Below are 19,327 nucleotides of genomic sequence, written 5' to 3'. Positions count from 1 at the left end.
GACAGTGTGCCTCGGTCGAGTTGGAGTGATCCTGCTCCAGGGAGCAACCGTGGGTGGACAAAGGCATGTCCTCCGCAATGAAAAGTGGGGAACGAACCGATGGCGTCGAAAGACGAAGGCACCGCTTATCTTCAACTTCGTCGCCGGTTGTTACTCGGCCTGGCAGCAGCCCCCTTCATTGCCGCTACGAGAAGCTCGTCCGTCTTCGCGGCCGATACCGTGAACACGACGGGACTCGCCGTCACCGACACTGAAGTGACCGTCGGCATCCTCCACTCCGTCACCGGCACGATGGCGATCTCCGAGACCGGTGCCACGCAGGCCGAAAAGCTCGCCTTCGAGCAGATCAACGCCTCCGGCGGCATCCTCGGCCGCAAGATCAAGGTGATCCAGGAGGACGGCGCTTCCGACTGGCCGACCTTCGCCGAAAAGGCCAAGAAGCTCCTCGTCAATGACCATTGCGCGGCGATCTTCGGCTGCTTCACCTCGGCTTCGCGCAAGGCGGCGCTGCCGGTGATCGAGCAGTATAACGGCCTGCTCTACTACCCGACTTTCTACGAGGGATTGGAGCAGTCCAAGAACGTCATCTATACTGGGCAAGAGGCGACGCAGCAGATCCTGGCCAGCCTCGACTGGGTCCACAAGGAGAAAGGCGGCGACAGCTTCTTCTTCATCGGCTCGGATTACATCTGGCCGCGCACCTCGAACAAGATCGCCCGCAAGCATATCGAGAGCGTGCTTAAAGGAAAGGTCGTCGGCGAGGAGTACTTCCCCTTCGGCCACACCCAGTTCAACTCGGTGATCAACAAGATCAAGCTCACCAAGCCGAAGGTGATTTTCGTCACCGTGGTCGGCGGCTCGAACGTGGCGTTCTACAAGCAACTCAAGGCCTCCGGCATCGACCTGTCGAAACAGACCCTGCTCACCCTGTCCGTCACGGAGGACGAGGTCGAGGGCATCGGCGGCGACAACATCGCGGGCGCCTATTCCTGCATGAAGTACTTCCAGTCCATCGAGAACGAGAACAACAAGGCCTTCGTCGGCGCCTTTCACAAGATGTGGGGCGAGAAGACCGTCATCGGCGACGTGACCCAGGCCGCCTATCTCGGCCCGTTCCTGTGGAAGATGGCCTGCGAGAAGGCTGGCTCGTTCGATGTCGACAAAGTGGTCGCGGCGTCCCCGGGCCTGGAATTCAAGGACGCGCCGGAAGGCTATGTGCGCGTCGATCCGAACCACCACCTCTGGTCCAAGACCCGCGTCGGCAAGGCCAAGGCCGATGGCCAGTTCGAGATCGTCTATACGAGCCCCGAACTGATCAAGCCGGACCCATTCCCCAAAGGGTATCAGTAGACCCTATCGAAGGCGGTCCGAAGCCCGGATCGCCGTGTCGTGTCGATCGACAGGACTGCCGTCCACCCGTGAACGGGTGAGACGGCAGTCCTTCACAAGGGATTTATGCGGCCCGGACATTGGCCAGGAATTGCCGTACTTCGGAACCGAGATGTTCCGACTGGCGTGACAGTTCCGATGCCGAGATCAGCACCTGATCCGCCGCGGCGCCGGTATGCACGGCGGCATCGGCCACACCCGTAACGTTCGAGGTCACCTCACCGGTGCCGACAGCCGCCAGGGAGACGTTGCGGACGATCTCCTGCGTCGCCGCACCCTGCTGCTCCACGGCCACCGCGATCGTGGTCGCCACCGTGCTGATCTCCTTGATGCGGTTGGTGATGGTGCCTATCGCCGTCACGGCCTGGTCGGTGGAACCCTGGATCACGGCGATCTGGCCCGCGATGTCCTGGGTGACGCGCGCGGTCTGGTTGGCGAGTTCCTTGACCTCCGAGGCGACCACGGCGAATCCGCGGCCGGCATCGCCGGCGCGCGCCGCCTCGATGGTCGCGTTGAGGGCGAGCAGGTTGGTTTGCGCGGCGATGGCGTTGATCATCGTCACCATGTCGCCGATCTTCGCCACTGCCCCGCTCAGGGCCTCCACGAAACCGAAGGTCTGCAGGGCTTCGTCGACGGCCTCCTGCGCCAGTTGGCTCGAACCGCTCACCTGCCGGGCGATCTCCTGAACGGAGCTCCCCAGTTCCTCCACCGCCGTCGCGACGGCGGTCACGTTCGCCGCCGCGTCACGGGCCGCGTTGGCGACCGTGTCGGACTGGCCGGCCGTGCGGGCGGCGGTGTCGGCCATCTCGCGCGCGGTGGCCTGCAATTCTGTGGCGGCCGAGGCGACGAGGCCGACGATGCCGCCCACGGCGTTCTCGAACCCATCGGCCAGGCCCCGCGTGCCGGCCCGGCGCTGCTCGTCCGCCATCACCCGGGCCGCTTCCTTCCGGCGCTCCTCCGCCTCCGCGCTCTGCCGCAGGGAATCGCGCAGCCCGACGACGGCCTTGCCCACGAGCCCCACTTCGTCCCGGCGGTCCGCCTGCGGCACAGGCGCATTGTAATCGCCCGCGGCCATGTCGCCGATGGTGGTGCCGAGCGCCCGGATCGGCACGCCGACGAGACGCCGGATGAGGGCGAAGAGAATGGCGAAGCTCGCCAGGACGCACAGGGCCGAGATGCCGATGAGGATCCATTGCGCCCTGTCGGCCGCGGCCGTCAGCGTCGCCACGGGAACGGCAGTGACGATCGCCCAGCGATCCTTCGTCGCCCCGGCCTGGATCGGCTCGGCCATGTAGCGCCAGGATCGGGAATCGGGTCCGATCACGACCTCCTGCACGCGCTCCCCGGTCTCGATCGCCCGTCGCGCCGCCATGGCGGCCGCGGGATCCAGCTTGTCGAGGGATTTGCCGACGGCCTTCGCATCCGGATACGCCACCGCTCCGCCCCGAGCAGAGACGAGGGTGACGTAGATGTTTGATCCCAGGGTTTGATGGTGCAATCTTCACGTTGGGGTGGAAGGACGCGCTATGGGCCAGGTTCTTCACGGCAGCGCCACGACGACTGAGGCGGTTCGTCGAGCGATCCAGCATAGTCAAGCGAGCCTGAGGGCTCTCTCGAAACGCTACGGGATCAACCAGAAGACCGTCGCCAAGTGGAGGCAGCGGACCTCGGTCGCCGACCAGCGCACGGGTCCGAAGGATCCGCGTTCGACGGTGCTTTCACCTGAAGATGAGGCGGTCGTGGTCGCCTTTCGTCGCCACACGCTCCTGCCGCTCGACGACTGCCTTTACGCGCTGCAGGCCACGATCCCGCACCTGACCCGCTCGTCGCTGCACCGCTGCCTGCAACGCCACGGCATCAGCCGACTGCCGGAGGTCGACGGTGACAAACCCAAGCGGTCGCGCTTCAAGGCTTACCCGCTCGGCTACTTCCACATCGATCTGGCCGAGGTTCACACGGCGGAAGGGCGGCTCTACCTGCTCGTCGCCATCGACCGCACGACCAAGTTCGCCTTCGTCGAACTCCATGGACGAGCGACGCGGCGGGTCGCGGGCGATTTCCTCCGGCATCTCATCGAGGCCGTGCCCTACCGGGTGCACACGGTGCTCACCGACAACGGCACCCACTTCACCACGCCCGGCAACGTCGCCTCGGCCGCCTCCATCATCCAGGAGGCGATTGCGGCCGGCGAGACCTTCCGAGCTCACAGCTTCGAGCTTGCTTGTGCCCGCAACGATATCGACCATCGCCTGACCAAGCCGCGACACCCCTGGACGAACGGACAGGTCGAGCGGATGAACCGCACGATCAAAGATGCGACGGTCAAACGCTATCATTACGACAGCCACGCGCAGCTTCGCGACCATCTGGCCGACTTCGTCAGCGCCTACAACTTCGCTCGCCGCCTGAAGACTCTGCGTGGTCTCACGCCCTACGAGGCCATCTGCAAGGCATGGTCCGCCGAGCCCGGCCGCTTCCGGTCAAACCCGCTCCACCAAATGCCGGGACCAAACACGTAGCCGGTGCCGAAGGGCCGGACCGACGCCACGGCCTGGCTCATGGCGGACAGATCGATGTCGATCCCTCCGACGCCGAGGAACTTGCCGTCCACCGTGATCGGTGCCCCGAAGGACATGATCATCGTGTCCTTCCCCGCCACGGGGTAGATGTACGGTTCGATGGCGGCGGGCCGGCTCAGCGATTTGGGCTGCTGATAATAGGCCCCTTCCACGGGGTCCTCGTAGCCGGTCAGCACTTCGCGCACGATGGCGCCGCTTCCACGGTTCCAGTACGGCAGGAAGCGCCCGGTGGCGTCGGAGGTGGAACCACCGGCGAACTCGGTGTCGCGCGCGTCGAGGGCGTTGGCCTCCCACCCGGTCCACGTGCCGAGGATGGCGGGGTTCTCCTCCAGCAGCCGCTTGAGCGCCGCATCGTAAGCTGCACGATCCGTGACGCCGTTGCTCCGCATGGCGCCAGCGACCAAGGCGATGTTCTTGGCGATCTGGGCGAGCTCGTCCAGGCTACCGCGCACGGCGCGCGCCTCGTTCGACAGCGTCTCCCGCTGCAACGCCTCGGCCTGGGTGGCGAACGAGTCGCCGATCTGCCTGGTCAGAAAGACCGTTCCGACGGCGAAGATCGCCGCCAGCGACGCGCTGCCGGCACTCGCGGCCTTGAAGGAGAGTGTGGCCATTGCAGGATCGGTTCCGCCTGGAAGATATGCTGGTCGGCAATATCTAATCGACAGGTTAACAAAAGTTCTAGCAATAGCTTGCTTTATATATCCGTATCCTCGGAACGGACTCTGGAATGTACGGAGCGAAATTTGGTGAGTGGTCTAACGAAGACGGGGTGCGGAGTTCACGCGCTTCTCTCGTGTCTCGGTAAGCTCCGACGTCTTGCGATTGGTTGTCTCGTCGATTTTTGTTGAAGCGGCGGTGGCGGTGAAGCCTCGCCGTAGTCTCTCGCGCATTAAGTGTCTCTCACAAAACTCCTGCTGCACCGTCATGCCCGGAGCGGGAACCGACCGTGATCGGGAGTTGTGTGAGGCACTTCAAGCGGGGATTCCGGCCGTTGCCACGCTCTCCGGCGAGGGCTCGGCGAGGCTGGCCTGTCCCAGATCGCCGCGTGTGGGCGCTTCCGCCCGGACGCGGGTCTTCTTGGGATCGAAGTGGGGAAAGGCCACGATGGTCGCGGGAAGCCGCTTCTGATGGCCGTCGAGCTTGCCGATCTCCACCGACCCACCGATGGCCGCCGCCGAGACGTCGAGGCGCGCCAGGGCGATGGTCTTGCCGAGGATCGGCGATTTCGTGGCGCTGGTGACGATCCCGACCTGGGTCCGGCCGTCATAGACGGGATCTCCGTGCCCGACGGGCTCGTTGCCCGTGACGTCGAGGCCGACCATCCGCTTGTGCGGGTTGTCCCGCCGCCGCGCCACGGCCTCCGACCCGATATAGGCGTCCGGCTTGTCCTTGGGCACCGTGAAGCCGATGCCCGCCTCGAACGGGTCGGTCTGGTCGCAGAAATCGTAACCGGCGAAGACGAGGCCGGCCTCGATCCGCAGCATGTCGAGGGCGGCGAGCCCCATCGGCGTGAGACCCTGCGGCTTGCCGGCCGTCACGATCGAGTCCCAGATCGCGGTCGCCTGGCTCGGGTGGCACCAGACCTCGTAGCCGAGCTCGCCGGTATAGCCCGTCCGCGACACCAGGACTGGCACGCCGTCGATGCGCCCGACGGTGAAGCGGAACCATTTCAACTCATCGATCGTGGGTTCCTGGGGCGGGCTGACCACGAGGCCGGACAGGATCGCCCGCGATCTCGGCCCCTGGACGGAGACGTTGTGGAGCTGGTCGGTGGAGCTCTTCACCCAGACCTTCAGCTTGTGGTCCTCGGCGAGCCTACGCAGCCAGATGCCGGAATATTCGTCCCCGCAGATCCAGCGGAAATTGTTCTGGCCGAGACGGAACAGCGTGCCGTCGTCGATCATCCCGCCATGCGGGTTGCACATGGCGGTATAGACGATCTGGTTGACGGCGAGCTTGCGCACGTTGCGGGTCACCGCCAACTGCATCAGGTCCTCGGCATCGGGCCCGATCACCTCGAACTTGCGCAGCACCGAGAGGTCCATGATCGTGGCCCGCTCGCGGCAGGCCCAGTATTCCTCCAGCGGGCCCGCCGCGTTGAAGCAGGTCGGCACCCAGAACCCGCGATAATCTTCCATCTTCCGTGTCAAGGCGGCGGTGCGTGGGTGAAACCCGGATTCGCGGGTGAGGCGCGGTTCGGCATCGGGGGTCATGCGGTGGCTCATACCCTTGGAGAAGGCGCTCTCAGAATTATAGACCCGGACGTGGATGTCGGTGGGGCACCAGCCATTGGCGGGATCGATGTCGTCGGCGCAGGACGAGGTGGCGCAGACGAGGTCGGTCAGCGCCCGCAACAGAACGTAATCGCCCGCGCGTGACCAGGGCTCGTCCATGGTGATCTTATCGTCCGGCCCGGCGACGGTGTTGTAGAAGAAATTGATCGCCGGCCAACCCTTCTTCGGCTGAACCCCATGCGGTCGCAGGACAGCATTGAAGTTGTCGGTGCAGTTCGAATGACCGGGATACCCCATATCCTCGTAATACTTGGCCGAGCAGGCGAGCATGAACGTATCGTGGCGCCCGACCGTGTCCTGCACGATCTCGACTAGGGGGACCATGCGCGCGTCGAAATACTTCGACAGCAGGCCGGGTTTCGGCGCCGTCGATCCCATCAGGGTATGCGTGGTGGTGGCGTCGAGGCCGTATTCGTCACCCGCTTCGAGGGCGACGGCATCGAAGGCGAGGAAATCCGCACATTGGCGCCCGTCCACGTCGATGATCTGGATGTACTGACCGGCCTTGACCGTGAAGGCCTCCGCCGTCGCGGCCCTCACGCGCAGGTCGAGAAGGGGCGGAGCGAGGGGCGGCGGCGCCCTCCCCTCGAGGGACGTGGCAGGCTCGATCTCCACCCGCAGATCGGTCGGCGGATCCTGCGCGTCCGGCGCCATCGGGCCGCCGGGGACGATGAGCACGCAGACCGAGGCGGCGGCCGCCGTCACCTCGAAGGCCGAGCCCGGTTGGGACTCGCCGTGAAACAGCGCGTGCGCTTCGAGATCGGACGCTGCGAGGCCATGCCGCGCGAGAGCGGCGCTTTCCGCCTCTCCGCCCATCCCCTCGCCCCGCCGGCGCAAGAGATCCCCCACATTCGAGGCGACGCGCCCGTCCGCGGCCGCCGCTCCGAACGCATCGGGGCGAGCATAGAGAAAGGCAGGCTGGCACCCTTCCGGATCGACGATGCGCAGACGATCCCCGGCCTCGACCTCGAAGAAGGCTGAGGCTCCACCCCTCGCCGAGAACGAGAGCGTGCGCGGCGACGTTGCCCCCCGCGCGGGCTCGGGCTGCATCCAGATCTGGTTCATTCGGCGATCCCTGGTGAACTGGCCGCGATGCGGCCGGGCCGACGCGAGAGTGTTACGCGATCATTCCGCGGCTTGGGGCAGGCCCATAAAGGCATCGAGCGAGTCGTCCATCGCTTTCATCCATGTGGTGTGATGGGCCGGTGAGAGCGTGCCGGTGATGGTCGAGCGGTAGGATCTGTCGCGATAGGTGAGGATGCCCTCCATCTTGTGGTGCTCCCATTCCTTGAACAGCTCGGCAACTTTGTCGACGTCGAGGGGAGGATAGTCGGTCGCCGCCAGGAGCTCGCGGACATACTCCGTCTGAAAGTCGATCGCCTCGAACGGGTTGGTGAGCGTGTCCTGATAGGCCAGCCACTTGGTGATGTCGGCGTTCCGCTCTTCCGCGCCGGGCAGGGTGAGCTTGCCCATCATGTAGTCGCGGGCATACCAGGCCTGGGCATCGAACATGTTGAAGGTGTAATACTGATCCTGCATCCCGATATAGATTAGCTTCGGGTTCGACTGCCAGAAGATACCCTTGTAGATCCCGGCCGGATACAGACAATTGTGTGACTTGAGGCGCAGCTCGTCCGGCAGGAACGGATAGGTGTGCTGATAGCCCGTGCACAGGATGATCGCATCCACTTCCTTGGTGCTGCCGTCCTTGAAATGCGCTGTCTTCCCCGAGAGTTTCAGTAGAAGCGGTTTCTCCACAAAGCCTTCGGGCCAATCGAAGCCCATCGGCTTGGTGCGGTAGCTGAAGGTGATCGATTTCGCGCCGTACTTGATGCACTGGGTGCCAATGTCTTCTGCGGAATAGCTTGCGCCGATCATCAGGAGATGCTTGCCGGCGAACTCGTCGGCGACGCGGAAGTCGTGGGCGTGCATCACACGGCCTGGGAACTGCTCCAGTCCCTCGAAACTCGGGACGTTGGGCACAGAGAAGTGCCCGTTGGCCACGACCACGTAATCGAACTCTTCGACCTGATGCTCATCGGCGATCAGATCCTTCGCCGTCACGGTAAACCTGCCGGTTTCCTCCGAATAGCTGACCCAGCGGACGGGCGTGCAGAAGCGGATATACTTGCGAACATCGCTGCGCTCGACGCGGCCGGCGATGTAATCGTGCAGCACCGCCCGCGGTGGATAGGACGGAATCGGGCGGCCAAAATGCTCCTCGAAGGAGTAATCCGCGAATTCGAGGCATTCCTTCGGACCGTTCGACCAGAGGTAGCGATACATGCTGCTGTGGACGGGTTCGCCGTTTCCGTCGAGGCCGGTGCGCCAGGAATAATTCCACTGGCCGCCCCAATCGGATTGCTTCTCGAAACAGACGAGTTCGGGGATCTCCTCGCCTCGGCGTCTCGCGGACTCGAAGGCCCGCAACTGAGCTAATCCGCTCGGACCCGCGCCGATGATCGCAACCCGTTTCCGCATGATGAGATCTCCGAGAAACATCGTGTGAGGCGAGACGGCCCCCGATTGAGCCATCCGCTCCAACAGCGAGGATCGCCCCGCGCGTTCATTCTTCTTGGGAAAATTTTATGCCGGGATGAAATGACGATGCAATAGTGACTGTTGGCACTACTGTGTGGGTCAGCCTCTGCATTGAAAAAACGAAGGGCGTCTGGGTTTGCGAGGATCGTGCCAAATGGTCGTTTCGAGCAGATAATGTGCCATTACCTTGCATCCGCATTCTCTCTGTACGACCGTGGAAGAAGGACCCGGGGGGGTAAAGAAGGCCTTGGGTGGTGGGGCTGCCGACGATACTGTGCGGGACGTGCGCATGGGCGAGGCCGGCCGACTCGCGACGAGCGCGTGAGATGCAGTGGATGGCACCGTTTCCAAGATGACCGTTTTAGGATGAGTGACGAACCGATCCGGAACGGTGGCATCGGGTTGACCGACGCCGAATGGTACAGACGGTTCGGCGAGGTCGCGGCTTCGATCGGAACCGAGGGTTTTCACCGGAACTTACTGTCCCTGTTCGCCCTCTCCATCAAGAGCGATTCGGGATGGATCATCCGTTACTCGCGCGTGGCCCCGCCGGACGTGCTCTACACCACCGGGGTTCCAAGCGAGATCGTGGATTTCTACAACAGGAAATGCCTTCGGATCGATCCGTTCTCCCTCTATTGGAAAACGTTCGGCAAGCCGGGCATCCTGACATTGTCGGAGATCGGGCATACCAGCCCAGAATCGATCCTCTATGCGAAGATCTTCCGCCCCGCCGCCAATATTTCCGACGAATTGGGGATGTTCTTCTCGACGGTGGGGCATTGCTGCTTCGGCTTGTTCCTCGAACGCGAGCGGGGGGAGTTCTCGCAGGAGGATGTCCGTCGGGCGGAGTTGATCTTTCCGGCCCTAGAGGGATGTCACCGGAGCCATCTTGGCCACCTTTTCAGCAATCTGCGCTATACGAACGGGAAGCAGGCGGAGGGATTGCTCAACCGCCCGACCCTGATCCGAGACCGCCACGACGTGGAGGTGTTTGCCAACGAGACCTGGAAGCAGGCGGTCCTGGCTGATGTCTCCATCGAACCGATGCTGGAGACGCTGGCTCGCGCGGACGCCATCCAGACCGTCCACGCGCGGGATCATGTGATCACGTCGGAGACCTTCGATCGCGACTTCGCCCTGGCGCCCGGCGGCCGGATCTTCATGCTGGGTCCGAAAGTCTCGGCGCAGGACGATCTGGCCAGTTATCAGGCTGCGGCGGACATCCTGACAGCCCTGACGCCGCGGGAGCGGGACATCCTGACCCTGACCATGAAAGGCCAGGCCACGGGCGACATCGCGCAGATTCTGAAGATCAGCAAGGGCACGATCAAGAACTGCAAGATCCGAATCTATCGCAAGGTGGATGTCACGTCGGAACGGGATCTCATCAAGAAGTTCAGTCCGTTCTTTCCCTCGGCCTGACACGGGCCGCATAGCTCCGCGGCTTCCCAGTGAGGCCGACCCGCAGGCCGGTCTCACCGGGGCCCGGCGGCATGCCGCCGGCTCGCGGTCTGGTATCAGGCGGTCCGTTCGTCGGCCGGATGGGTGCGCAGGCGCATCGGGTCGTAGAAGGGCGTCCGCACCACGTTGGCGACCAGCGGGCCGGTCTCGGTTTGGACCTCGACCTCGGTTCCGAGGGCGGAGAGCTCCGGTGGCAGGTGGGCGAGGCCGAGGGACTTCATCAGGTGGCGGCTGTAGGTGGTGCTGTTGACGGTGCCGACCTCGATTCCATCCTTGAAGATCTTGGCGCCGGGCGTCACCGCCTCATGGTGCAGGATCTCGAGGCCGGCCTGGCTGAAACGCTCGGTGCCCCTCCTCGCCAGCAGGGCGGCCTTGCCGCGAAAATCCGGCTTGTCGAGGTCGACGGTCCAGGCCAGGCCCATTTCCCACGGCGTAGTGTCGGGCTTCGGCATGTCGAAGGGGAAGAACAGCAGGCCGCCCTCCACGCGCACGATGTCGAGGCAGTCCCAGGAGGCCGCCACGATGCCGAAGGGTTCGCCCGCCTGCATGATCGCGTCCCAGAGGGCGACGGCGTCCTTGGCGGCGCAGAACACCTCGTAGCCGCGCTCGGCCGAGTAGCCGCCCCGCGCCAGGGACACATCGCGGCCGAACAGCGTCGTGCGGACATGCTCGAAATACTTCAGAGTCGCCAGATCGAAGGGCGTGTGCGGCGCGAGGATCGCGAGGGCCAGCGGTCCCTGCAGCGACAGAATGTGGACGTCGTCGTCGCGGGCCGCTTCCACGGCGCGGCCTTCGGTGAATTCGGGAAGAACGTCTTCGAGGCTGCCGCCGCCATGCGAGACGCGGAAGGCCTGCGGCCCGTCGCGGTAGACCAGCACGTCGTCGATCAGGGAGCCGTTCTCGTCGACGATGTTGCTGATGGCCGACTTACCTTGCGCGATCTTGCCGACGTCGCTGGTGAGCATCGCGTTCAGCATCGCTTCCGCGTCCGGACCGGAGACGTTGACGATGCGAAGGCCGGAGACGTCGAACAGGCCCGCCCGCGAGCGGACGATGGTGGTCTCCTCGTAGCGGTCGGTGCTGTAGGATTGGGGGATGGGCATCCCGTTCCACTCGGCGTCGAGTGACGAGCCCAGGGCCAGATGGCGTTCGTTGAGGGCCGACTGGCGGGGAAGGTCTTTGTAGCTCATGGCGGCTGTCCCTTAGAGCGCTCTCCGCCGAAGTGGATGCCGGTTCGGCGAAAAAGAGCGCGGCAAAACAAAGGCCTAGAGATGTGCCCAGACCCAACGTGGTCGGGCGCAGCTCTAGCGTTCCGTTTTTTGATTGGGCGGGCTCTGTCTCGTCCCGCGCGCGGGCTGCCGGAGCCGACGGTCCCGGCAGCCCGGTTCGATCAGAGCTGGAAGAACCAGTTCGAGAGGAGGAGCACCACGACGCCAGCGGCCAGCGTCAGGTAGGGCAGGATTCCCGCCCGGCGGCGGCTCACCGCACCGTCGGGGCCGACATGCAGGTCCTCGTACATCTCGGCCGGGAACTTGCCGCCGTCCTGGACATAGTGGCGGTAGCAGAAGACCGGGATGATCATGGCGGCGGTGATCAGGCCGGCCCAGAGGGCGACCGGGTTCCAGACCTTTGCGCCCGCGCCCATGAAGATCACGTTCACGAAGGCGAAGACGCCGGCGAGCACCAGGATGACAGTCGGTGCGCGGTAGGGGCGCGGGATGTGCGCCGAGTCGATCCGGTGGATCCAGGCCGAGTTGAGGTTGAGGAAGTTGAAGATAATGTAGCCGCAATTCGACACGGCCAGGATGAAGAAGAAGCTCGTCGCGTCGGCACAGGCGATCGCCAGGATCGCGAGGTTGAAGACGAGATCGGTCCACATCGCCCGCGTCGGCGCGCCGTGCTCGTTCACATGGCTGAGGTAGCGCGGCAGCCAACCGTCGGCCGAGCCCTGGTAGAGGGTGCGCGAGGACCCCGCCATCGCCGTCATGATGCAGAGCACGAGGGCCAGGATCATCAGCATGACGAGGAAGTTCTCGACGATGGGACCGCCGCCGACCATGTGCGCGAGTGCTGCCGCCACACCCGACCCGTCCACGATGGAGGCCTCCAGCATCCCCTCGACGCCGAGCATGCTTTGGAAGGTGAAGGGCACGAGGGTGAACAGCAGGAGGCAGAGCAGGCCCGAATAGAAGATCGCCTTGAACGTATCCTTGGCGGGATCACGGAACTCGCTGGTGTAGCAGATCGCCGTTTCGAACCCGTAGGTCGACCAGGCCGCGATGAACATGCTGCCGAGGACCAGTGTCCAGCCCGTGACGTTCCAGGCGCCAGGCGCGGGAGCGGCCGGCGCCGCGAGGGGGACGAGCGGAGAGAAGTTCTCCCAGTTCACGCCGTGGATGAGCAGCGGAACCACGCCGACGATGAACATCGGGATGATGACGAGGAGACCGATATACTTCTGGACGTTCGCCGTTCCGAGGATACCGCGGTGCTGCACGGCGAAGACCGCGAGCATGAGGGCGGCGCCGATGAAGAAGGCCAGGTTCAGGGAGAGCGAGACCGGGCCGAGGGTGGTGGTGAACAGGGTCCAGCTGCGGATGCCGGGCGCCACGGCCGCGATGGCCGCCGTCACCTTGTCGGCATCGGCCATCTGCAGGGCGGCACCGTTGGCGGCGAGCCATTGCACCACGGCCGGCGACGTGGCCGTCGGCTGCGGCGCCACCGCGTTGATGATGTAGGAGGCCGCGATGGAACAGCCCAGCGACAGGACCGGCGACCAGGCGAACCAGTTGCACCAGACCGAGAGGGGCGCCACCAGCTTGGTGTAGCGGACCCAGGCCGCGGCCCCGTAGACCGACGCGCCCCCCGACTTGTTCGGGAACAGGCCGGCGATCTCCGCATAGGTGAAGGACTGGATGAAGCCCATGATCATGGAGAGCGTCCAGATCAGGAAGGCGAGCTTGCCCGTATTGCCGGCAATGCCGCCCACCGAGAACAGGACGAGGGCGGGCACGCCGCTCGCGACCCAGAACGCGCCCGTCCAGTTGATGCTGCGATGGAGTTTGCCGTCTCCGGCGGCTTCGATGGCGGGGGAAGTGTAGCCCGCCAGAGGCTTTGCCGCGGATGTCAGTCCGGTGCTCATGGTTGAATGCTCCATTTGTCTTGGCGAGGGATCAGTTCGGATCGAGACGTGCCCTCCGCGGAGTTGCGATCCCAGGGCCGTTCGTTTCGATGAGGTTTGGGAAGAACCGAGGAGCACCCGGAGCCTCGTCTTTTCCATGAGGCACGCTCCCGTGCGCACTCGCCACGCCAGTGAGAAGCGCTGAGAGACATGTCTTCGAGATATCTTATCGTTTGATCAGAAAAAACCAGCTTGCTCACCGCCGTCTATGATGGTGAGAAGCGTACCTTTAGTAGTTTGTTGTTCGCTATTTATTTAGGTTGGCGGGGTTGTCGATGGACTTGCTTTGGACATGTCACCGTCGAATTGGCGCGAGGGCCAAAATTTTGGGTGAAATGCCGGTATCGTCGCTACCCTGATGTTTGGTGGCTGCTACAAAGGTCCTGTCGGCACACGGGATGAAGATCTGTTTGGTGTTGTCCGGCTGATGGATGTCAGCCGGACGGTCGGGCCGTGCCGGGCAGGAGTGACCGGCAAATCACGTGAGCGAGACCGTCGACGATCGCCTGGGTTCTCTACGGGAACAATCATTTCTCCTCGGGCTAAGGGCTGTCAAGCGCTATTGCAGGTCACCGCCGAGTAAGGACGGAAATTGAACTGAAATGCACCGCAATTGGCCGTTTTTATCCACTCATGCTCAGTATATAAGCAATCTGCTCAGGCAGAATCATTCGCTGCCGATGATCGCAACGCGCTGACATCCTTCATGGCCCGCACATTGTGTTGCCCTGAGGGGATCAATCGCCGAGGATCCCCGAATCAACCGTGGATTCATGGGCTTTGGCTCTGCTGGGCACTTTCAATTTATCAGGATCGCCCCTGCTTTTTCGAGAATTTGACGAAGGCAGTCGATGAAACGATCGTCCGGCACTTGCCTGATCGACATCGGGCCAACGTGCCGGACGAAATCGGCGATTGACATTTTTATTCTCTTGGAGAAAGTTAAATTCTCTCGGAGATCGGTTATCGCCCTATGGTTGGGGCACGGAGAGTCATGCTCCTTGAATCAAATCCTGCTTCGAGGGTTCGCACGGTCCGTGCCGACGACTGAGACCGTGAATGGGAATGATGAGCCGGGCGATTACCATATCGTCCGTTGTCGAGATGAGGCCGATGTCAGATCAGTTCATCAAGAGCCGGCCGGTCTATCAGTCGCTGGCGGTGGATTCCTCCGGATTACGACACCTGCTGGTTTCAGACTCTCCGGCCTTCAGTTTCGCGGCATTGCCCGGACAGGAAGCGGAGATCTGGTTCGTCGCGGCCCCTGACCAGGAGGGCCGTACGAGACCGCCCGAGGCCGGTGGTGGGCGATGCTTTCGTTCGCCACGGCACCTCATCGATCGCCTCGACCACCGTCTCGCGCGGGAGCGCATGGGGCTGCGGCTCTATGCAAGCGGGACCGAGGATTTCCTTTGGGACGTCTTCAACACGGCGCAACGCGCCGGAATGAACAAGCAGGAGATCTTCCAGTGTCATTCCGGCACCAAGGCGCGTCGCGTCGCCTGCGTCCATTGCCGGACCTTCAACCACGCAGTGACGACCACCATCGTCCGATGCGAGGGCTGCGGCGCGAACCTTTTCGTCCGGGATCATTTCTCCCGGCGCCTCTCGGCTTTCATGGGGGTCAAGGTCGATGCCGAGGTCGCCGGCGACGTTCCTCCCGCAGAGCAGGCCTATTCATGATCGTCGAAGGCAAGCTGTCGGCGCGCGTCGCCGAGATCGAACTCCTGAACCCGACCCTCAAGCGCTTCCGCTTCGTTCCGGAAGGCGGCGGAACATTCCCCACCTCACCGCCAGGGGCGCATGTGCTCGTCACTCTGCGGGATACGGACCGTGTCTGGCAGAACGCCTATTCGCTGGTGACACCACCCGATCACCGTGATCACTACGCGATCATCGTCCGCCGTGTTGCGGAATCACGCGGCGGCTCGCATTTCCTGCATGACATGTTCAAGGCTGGTGATGCCGTGGAACTCGGCGTACCTGCGAGCCTGTTCCCCATCGCGTCCCGGGCCCGAAAGCATATCCTGATCTCCGGCGGCATCGGTGTGACGCCGTTCCTGTCCTACTTGCCGGTCCTCGCGCTTCGTGGCGCCAAGTATGAACTGCATCAATTCTGCGCCGGCGACGAGGTCGAGACCTTTCGGGACCTGCTCGGAACCGATGCGGCGGGCGTTCACGTCCACAGTGCGGGCCTGGGTGCGCGACCGGATCTCGCCGCCCTCCTCGCCGACCAGCCTCTGGGCACGCATGTCTATACCTGCGGGCCGGAGGGCCTCATGGATGCGGTCGAGGAGACTGCGCGCGGCCTCGGATGGACGCCGCATGCGATCCATCGCGAGAGTTTCGGCGGGGCCAAGGGCGGCGAGCCGTTCGTCGTCACCCTGGCGCGGTCCGGCCGGTCGATCGAGGTCGGGGCGTCGCAGACTCTTCTCGAGGCGCTGGAGGGGTCTGGCATCGAGGCCCCCTGCCTCTGCAGGGGGGGCGCCTGCGGCGTCTGCCTCCTTCCCGTGGTGGAGGGCCTCCCCGACCATCGCGATCACGTCCTGTCCGATGCCGAGAAGTCGGAGGGACGCCTCATCGCGACCTGCGTCTCCCGGGCCAGATCCGAGACCCTCGTGCTCGATTTCTAAGATTAGTCGACGACGAGGAGAACCGATCGTCGTCTGTTGTTGCGACCGCGCGGCGGCGGGCGTCCGCCTAACGCGCTGAGACCGGCCATCGGTCGGTATCAGTGCCGCTTGGGAAAAGGTGGCTGAAATGGGTATTCACTTCAAGACGGACGAGACGTTCCGGGACGACTTTTCCTATCGGAACAGCGACGCTGCGGTCCTGCGCTTTCCGTTTCCGTTCGGCGAAGATACATACAGGTACTCGGTCAATATCGAGCCTCATGTGAAAGGAGGCCCGTCGCCGGCCTTCGAACACGCGTTCGATGTGGACGAACATTACGTCGCGGAATGCAGGGAGCGCGCGATCGTCCTCGATCACGATCCGAAACGGTGTCAGGTGCTGCCGCACATGATGCCCGCGCAATGGGACACGCTCGAACTTTTGATGGAGAGCCTGTCCACGGATTACCCCGAGCATTTCAGCCTGAAGCGGGACGGGACCGCGTGGCATTGGATCAACCGTCCCCTGAACCTCGACCAACGCTTCGTCTTCGGCGATGCGTCCACGCTGCCCTGCGAGCCGTTCGAATACATCACTCGTCAGGCGCAAGGCGATTTCACCCTACAGGACCAGCGGGACAACAATCTCTACGTCGATGGCGGTATGGTCACGACGCAGGCGGATTGGTCGCTGGAATTCGATATCGGGATGAGCTTTCACGAATGGCACGGGCCGGTACCGCTGGCACATGAGATCGGCGTATTCGACCGGGCGCTGCAATATCTCCTGCGTCTGCAATACGGGCATCCCGTCCGCCGGTTGAACTGGACGATGACGATCAACCCCCGTCTCGATACCTCGCCCGAGAATTATCCCGACTGGGGCCCCGACCGCACCACCCTCACGGCGGAGAACATCGCGGGCAAGCTTCACCTGCGCGTCGAGTTACAGACCCTGTTCCGCCTGCCCCGCTCCAACGCGATCCTGTTCGGAATCCGCTGCTACCTGATCAGCCTGCAGGATATCGAGCGGGTGAAAAAGTGGCACAAGCGCCTCCATCGCGTACTGGCGACGCTCCCGCCCGAACTCGTGGAGTACAAGGGCCTGATCCGCTTCTACGACCTGCTGGTGTCCCGTCTGGCCGCTATGGACGACGGCACACCCCTGTCCCTCGGCATCCAGCCCGACCAGACCCAGTTGCCGGCCTGAGCTGCCTGTAAGATTTTGAGGCGGTGGTGTAGAGGCGGGCCGCCCGAACTATCGAGGGTCGGAGGCCTTGGAAATGGCAGTTGCAGACTTGCTGATGATGCCGCAAAGACCGGCAATCGCTGGTTTAATCAATAAAGTAAGTGGTGAGCGCGCTGGGACTCGAACCCAGGACCTACAGATTAAAAGTTTGCGGTTTGTTAATCCCGCCAATGCTTTGACGTCCCTTAAGTCACTGATTTTAATCACTTTCTGTCCGGATGGTATCCTTGCAGATCCCTGGCGATCCCGCTATGATGGTCGCTAGTTGAGGTGCTAGCAACCAGCCATGTCTCAAGCCCCCCGTCGTATCACAAAGGCAATGGTCGAGGCCCTGGCCCCAGGCGAGACAATCTGGGATGCCGAGATCAAGGGCTTTGCCGCTCGCTGTCAGCGGCGCGATCGCGTCTATGTCCTGAAGTACAGAAGCAAGGGCCAGCAGCGCTGGTTCACCATCGGGAAGCACGGGTCCCCCTGGACAACCGAACTAGCTCGGCGGGAGGCAAAGCGTCTTCTAGGCCTTGTCGCCGAGGGCAAGGACCCTGCGAAGGTCAAAAGTTCGGATCGAACAGCTCCAATGATTTCTGAACTCGCCGATCGCTTTCTCAGTGAGCACGTCGAAGCTAAAAACAAGGCAAGCACGTACGCAGAGTACCAGCGGCAGGTGGAACGACTTGTGAAGCCGGAGCTTGGCCGTCGTCGAGTCGACGACGTGACTCACCAGGAGATACGCAAGCTGCACGTCAAATACCGAGCGACCCCATATCAGGCGAATCGGCTGATCGCCCTTTTGTCAAAGATGTTCAACTGGTCCGGCCTACGTGGAGAGCGCAATCCTTGCACCGGTATTGAACGTTTCGCGGAGCATAAGCGGCGGCGCTACCTCAGCCATGCCGAGTTAGGACGGCTCGGCGCCACGTTGAGTGAACTTGAGGCGGGTCCGACTGCCTCGCCGTATGTCATCGGGGCCATTCGTCTTCTGATCTTAACAGGTGCGCGACTGTCCGAAATTTTGACGTTGCGCTGGAGCTATGTTGACGAAGAGCGCTCTTGTCTCAATCTGCCGGATAGCAAAACTGGTGCAAAATCCATCCAGCTTAGTGGGCCTGCCCTGCGGGTTTTGTACGCCCTCCCCCGATCCTCAGGTAACCCGTTTGTCATCGCGGGCCAAAAGGAGGGGGCCCATCTGGTCAATTTGGAGAAGCCGTGGAGGCATATCCGAGCGCTTGCAAAGCTTGAAGACGTACGTCTACACGATCTTCGGCATTCTTTTGCGTCCATAGGCGCAGGAGCAGGTCTCGGTCTGCCGCTTATTGGCGGCCTACTCGGACATACTCAGGCCGCAACAACCGCGCGATACGCACATCTTGCGGCAGACCCCCTCAAGCAAGCCAACGAACTCATTGGTCGGAGCATCGCTGCGCTCATGACGCCCCCCCCCCCCTGAGACCTCCAGAGTAGCACTACCGTTGCCCGGCCATCGACACATTTCCGGTTGAACTGAGCAACCGAGTTCAATGTGGTGGCAATGGCCGCAATCTTAGCCCAGCGTCTCCATCCAGTCGAATCGCTCAAGCGCCCAGGCGAGGCAGGTGGTGGAATCCTGTCCTCCCGAGAACAGGACCAGGGCGCCACCCGGCCTCATGGTCTCTGCTTACCTTCGTACTCAGCCCAGGACATTGGCGTCTCGTACACCTTCACGGAGGAAAGCGCTGGCAAGGCGGCCTTGGTGCGCTCCCATATCCAGAGCGCGATATGCTCAGCGGTAGGGTTCTCCAGACCCTCGATCTCATTGAGGCAATAATGATCGAGACGGGCCAGTACGGGCGCGAAGGTGTGCTCCACGTCGAAGAAATCTACGACCCATCCGGTGGCGGGATCGACTGCGCCCGAGAGGGTGAGTTCGACCCGGTAGGAATGCCCGTGCATGCGATGGCAGCGATGGGTTTCGGGCACATTCGGCAAGCGGTGCGCTGCCTCGAAGGTAAAGGCTTGGGTGATCTTCATGACAAAAACCTGTG

The 19,327-nt window shown here is 63.0% G+C and carries 15 protein-coding genes and 1 pseudogene; 7 read left to right on the top strand and 9 right to left on the bottom strand.

Features of this window, described 5'->3' with window-relative positions; genetic code table 11:
• The first annotated feature begins 99 nt into the window (after positions 1 to 99).
• Positions 100 to 1,350, top strand: coding sequence for an urea ABC transporter substrate-binding protein (urtA, locus tag ACYQML_RS15355; RefSeq protein WP_419951996.1), 1,251 nt, complete (start codon positions 100 to 102; stop codon positions 1,348 to 1,350).
• Positions 1,351 to 1,453: 103 nt separating this feature from the next.
• On the opposite strand, the gene ACYQML_RS15350 is transcribed toward urtA, so the two are convergent.
• Positions 1,454 to 2,887, bottom strand: a complete 1,434-nt coding sequence (locus tag ACYQML_RS15350; protein WP_461233289.1) for a methyl-accepting chemotaxis protein — start codon at positions 2,885 to 2,887, stop codon at positions 1,454 to 1,456.
• Between the two features lie 28 nt (positions 2,888 to 2,915).
• On the opposite strand from ACYQML_RS15350, the gene ACYQML_RS15345 reads away from it, so the two are divergent.
• A complete protein-coding gene (locus ACYQML_RS15345) occupies positions 2,916 to 3,908 on the top strand; it encodes an IS481 family transposase (RefSeq protein ID WP_461233288.1) in 993 nt (330 codons plus the stop codon).
• On the opposite strand, the gene ACYQML_RS15340 is transcribed toward ACYQML_RS15345, so the two are convergent.
• The 3 genes from ACYQML_RS15340 to ACYQML_RS15330 all read right to left on the bottom strand — a co-directional run bounded on the left by ACYQML_RS15340 (position 3,821) and on the right by ACYQML_RS15330 (position 8,743).
• A complete protein-coding gene (locus ACYQML_RS15340) occupies positions 3,821 to 4,579 on the bottom strand; it encodes a cache domain-containing protein (RefSeq protein ID WP_461233287.1) in 759 nt (252 codons plus the stop codon). The two genes, ACYQML_RS15345 and ACYQML_RS15340, sit on opposite strands and share 88 nt — an antisense overlap.
• A 360-nt stretch (positions 4,580 to 4,939) precedes the next feature.
• Entirely contained in the window at positions 4,940 to 7,327 is a 2,388-nt protein-coding gene (locus ACYQML_RS15335) for a DUF1989 domain-containing protein (protein ID WP_461233286.1), read from the bottom strand.
• Positions 7,328 to 7,387: 60 nt separating this feature from the next.
• Positions 7,388 to 8,743 (bottom strand): NAD(P)-binding domain-containing protein, encoded by a 1,356-nt coding sequence (locus ACYQML_RS15330; RefSeq protein ID WP_056426694.1) that lies wholly within the window; start codon positions 8,741 to 8,743, stop codon positions 7,388 to 7,390.
• A gap of 426 nt (positions 8,744 to 9,169) precedes the next feature.
• Between ACYQML_RS15330 and ACYQML_RS15325 the strand changes: the two genes are divergently transcribed.
• A complete protein-coding gene (locus ACYQML_RS15325; RefSeq protein ID WP_461233285.1) occupies positions 9,170 to 10,228 on the top strand; it encodes a helix-turn-helix transcriptional regulator in 1,059 nt (352 codons plus the stop codon).
• Between the two features lie 95 nt (positions 10,229 to 10,323).
• Here the strand turns inward: ACYQML_RS15325 and ACYQML_RS15320 are convergent, their stop codons facing one another.
• The 3 genes from ACYQML_RS15320 to ACYQML_RS15310 form a co-directional block, all read right to left on the bottom strand.
• On the bottom strand, positions 10,324 to 11,457 hold the full coding sequence (locus ACYQML_RS15320; protein WP_461233284.1) for an aminomethyltransferase family protein: 1,134 nt from the start codon (positions 11,455 to 11,457) through the stop codon (positions 10,324 to 10,326).
• A 200-nt stretch (positions 11,458 to 11,657) separates the two neighbouring features.
• On the bottom strand, positions 11,658 to 13,409 hold the full coding sequence (locus ACYQML_RS15315; RefSeq protein WP_461233283.1) for an APC family permease: 1,752 nt from the start codon (positions 13,407 to 13,409) through the stop codon (positions 11,658 to 11,660).
• A gap of 838 nt (positions 13,410 to 14,247) precedes the next feature.
• Positions 14,248 to 14,370, bottom strand: a complete 123-nt coding sequence (locus ACYQML_RS15310; RefSeq protein ID WP_280136550.1) for a hypothetical protein — start codon at positions 14,368 to 14,370, stop codon at positions 14,248 to 14,250.
• A gap of 191 nt (positions 14,371 to 14,561) precedes the next feature.
• On the opposite strand from ACYQML_RS15310, the gene ACYQML_RS15305 reads away from it, so the two are divergent.
• From ACYQML_RS15305 to ACYQML_RS15290, 4 genes are all read left to right on the top strand, one after another.
• Positions 14,562 to 15,131 carry a dimethylamine monooxygenase subunit DmmA family protein gene (locus ACYQML_RS15305; protein ID WP_056426470.1) on the top strand — a complete coding sequence of 190 codons (570 nt, stop codon included), beginning with the start codon at positions 14,562 to 14,564 and terminating at the stop codon, positions 15,129 to 15,131.
• A complete protein-coding gene (locus tag ACYQML_RS15300; protein ID WP_461233282.1) occupies positions 15,128 to 16,081 on the top strand; it encodes a PDR/VanB family oxidoreductase in 954 nt (317 codons plus the stop codon). The genes ACYQML_RS15305 and ACYQML_RS15300 overlap by 4 nt, the downstream gene beginning before the upstream one ends.
• A gap of 127 nt (positions 16,082 to 16,208) precedes the next feature.
• On the top strand, positions 16,209 to 17,270 hold the full coding sequence (locus tag ACYQML_RS15295) for a heme-dependent oxidative N-demethylase family protein (RefSeq protein ID WP_461233281.1): 1,062 nt from the start codon (positions 16,209 to 16,211) through the stop codon (positions 17,268 to 17,270).
• A gap of 358 nt (positions 17,271 to 17,628) precedes the next feature.
• Positions 17,629 to 18,753: a tyrosine-type recombinase/integrase gene (locus ACYQML_RS15290; protein WP_461233280.1), complete on the top strand. Its 1,125-nt coding sequence runs from the start codon at positions 17,629 to 17,631 to the stop codon at positions 18,751 to 18,753.
• 96 nt (positions 18,754 to 18,849) lie between these two features.
• On the opposite strand, the pseudogene ACYQML_RS15285 reads toward ACYQML_RS15290, so the two are convergent.
• Together ACYQML_RS15285 and queD are read right to left on the bottom strand one after the other, a co-directional pair.
• A pseudogene (locus ACYQML_RS15285) lies at positions 18,850 to 18,951 on the bottom strand (7-cyano-7-deazaguanine synthase); the annotation flags it as partial.
• The gene (queD, locus tag ACYQML_RS15280) at positions 18,948 to 19,313 is read right to left on the bottom strand and encodes a 6-carboxytetrahydropterin synthase QueD (RefSeq protein WP_461233279.1); all 366 of its coding nucleotides are present in this window, start codon (positions 19,311 to 19,313) and stop codon (positions 18,948 to 18,950) included. The pseudogene ACYQML_RS15285 and the gene queD, both read right to left, overlap by 4 nt.
• Positions 19,314 to 19,327: the final 14 nt, after the last annotated feature.

This window comes from Methylobacterium sp. CM6244, from assembly GCF_054817885.1.
Note: the sequence above shows the minus strand (reverse complement) of the source record. Positions and strands in the feature narration are given on the sequence as shown.

Coding starts and splice junctions, on each gene's coding strand:
- queD (WP_461233279.1), bottom strand. CDS start 19,313: ATGAAGATCACCCAAGCCTTTACCTTCGAGGCAGCGCACCGCTTGCCG.
- ACYQML_RS15325 (WP_461233285.1), top strand. CDS start 9,170: ATGAGTGACGAACCGATCCGGAACGGTGGCATCGGGTTGACCGACGCC.
- ACYQML_RS15330 (WP_056426694.1), bottom strand. CDS start 8,743: ATGCGGAAACGGGTTGCGATCATCGGCGCGGGTCCGAGCGGATTAGCT.
- urtA (WP_419951996.1), top strand. CDS start 100: ATGGCGTCGAAAGACGAAGGCACCGCTTATCTTCAACTTCGTCGCCGG.
- ACYQML_RS15345 (WP_461233288.1), top strand. CDS start 2,916: ATGGGCCAGGTTCTTCACGGCAGCGCCACGACGACTGAGGCGGTTCGT.
- ACYQML_RS15310 (WP_280136550.1), bottom strand. CDS start 14,370: ATGTCAATCGCCGATTTCGTCCGGCACGTTGGCCCGATGTCGATCAGG.
- ACYQML_RS15295 (WP_461233281.1), top strand. CDS start 16,209: ATGGGTATTCACTTCAAGACGGACGAGACGTTCCGGGACGACTTTTCC.
- ACYQML_RS15340 (WP_461233287.1), bottom strand. CDS start 4,579: ATGGCCACACTCTCCTTCAAGGCCGCGAGTGCCGGCAGCGCGTCGCTG.
- ACYQML_RS15290 (WP_461233280.1), top strand. CDS start 17,629: ATGGTCGAGGCCCTGGCCCCAGGCGAGACAATCTGGGATGCCGAGATC.
- ACYQML_RS15335 (WP_461233286.1), bottom strand. CDS start 7,327: ATGAACCAGATCTGGATGCAGCCCGAGCCCGCGCGGGGGGCAACGTCG.
- ACYQML_RS15320 (WP_461233284.1), bottom strand. CDS start 11,457: ATGAGCTACAAAGACCTTCCCCGCCAGTCGGCCCTCAACGAACGCCAT.
- ACYQML_RS15315 (WP_461233283.1), bottom strand. CDS start 13,409: ATGAGCACCGGACTGACATCCGCGGCAAAGCCTCTGGCGGGCTACACT.
- ACYQML_RS15300 (WP_461233282.1), top strand. CDS start 15,128: ATGATCGTCGAAGGCAAGCTGTCGGCGCGCGTCGCCGAGATCGAACTC.
- ACYQML_RS15305 (WP_056426470.1), top strand. CDS start 14,562: ATGTCAGATCAGTTCATCAAGAGCCGGCCGGTCTATCAGTCGCTGGCG.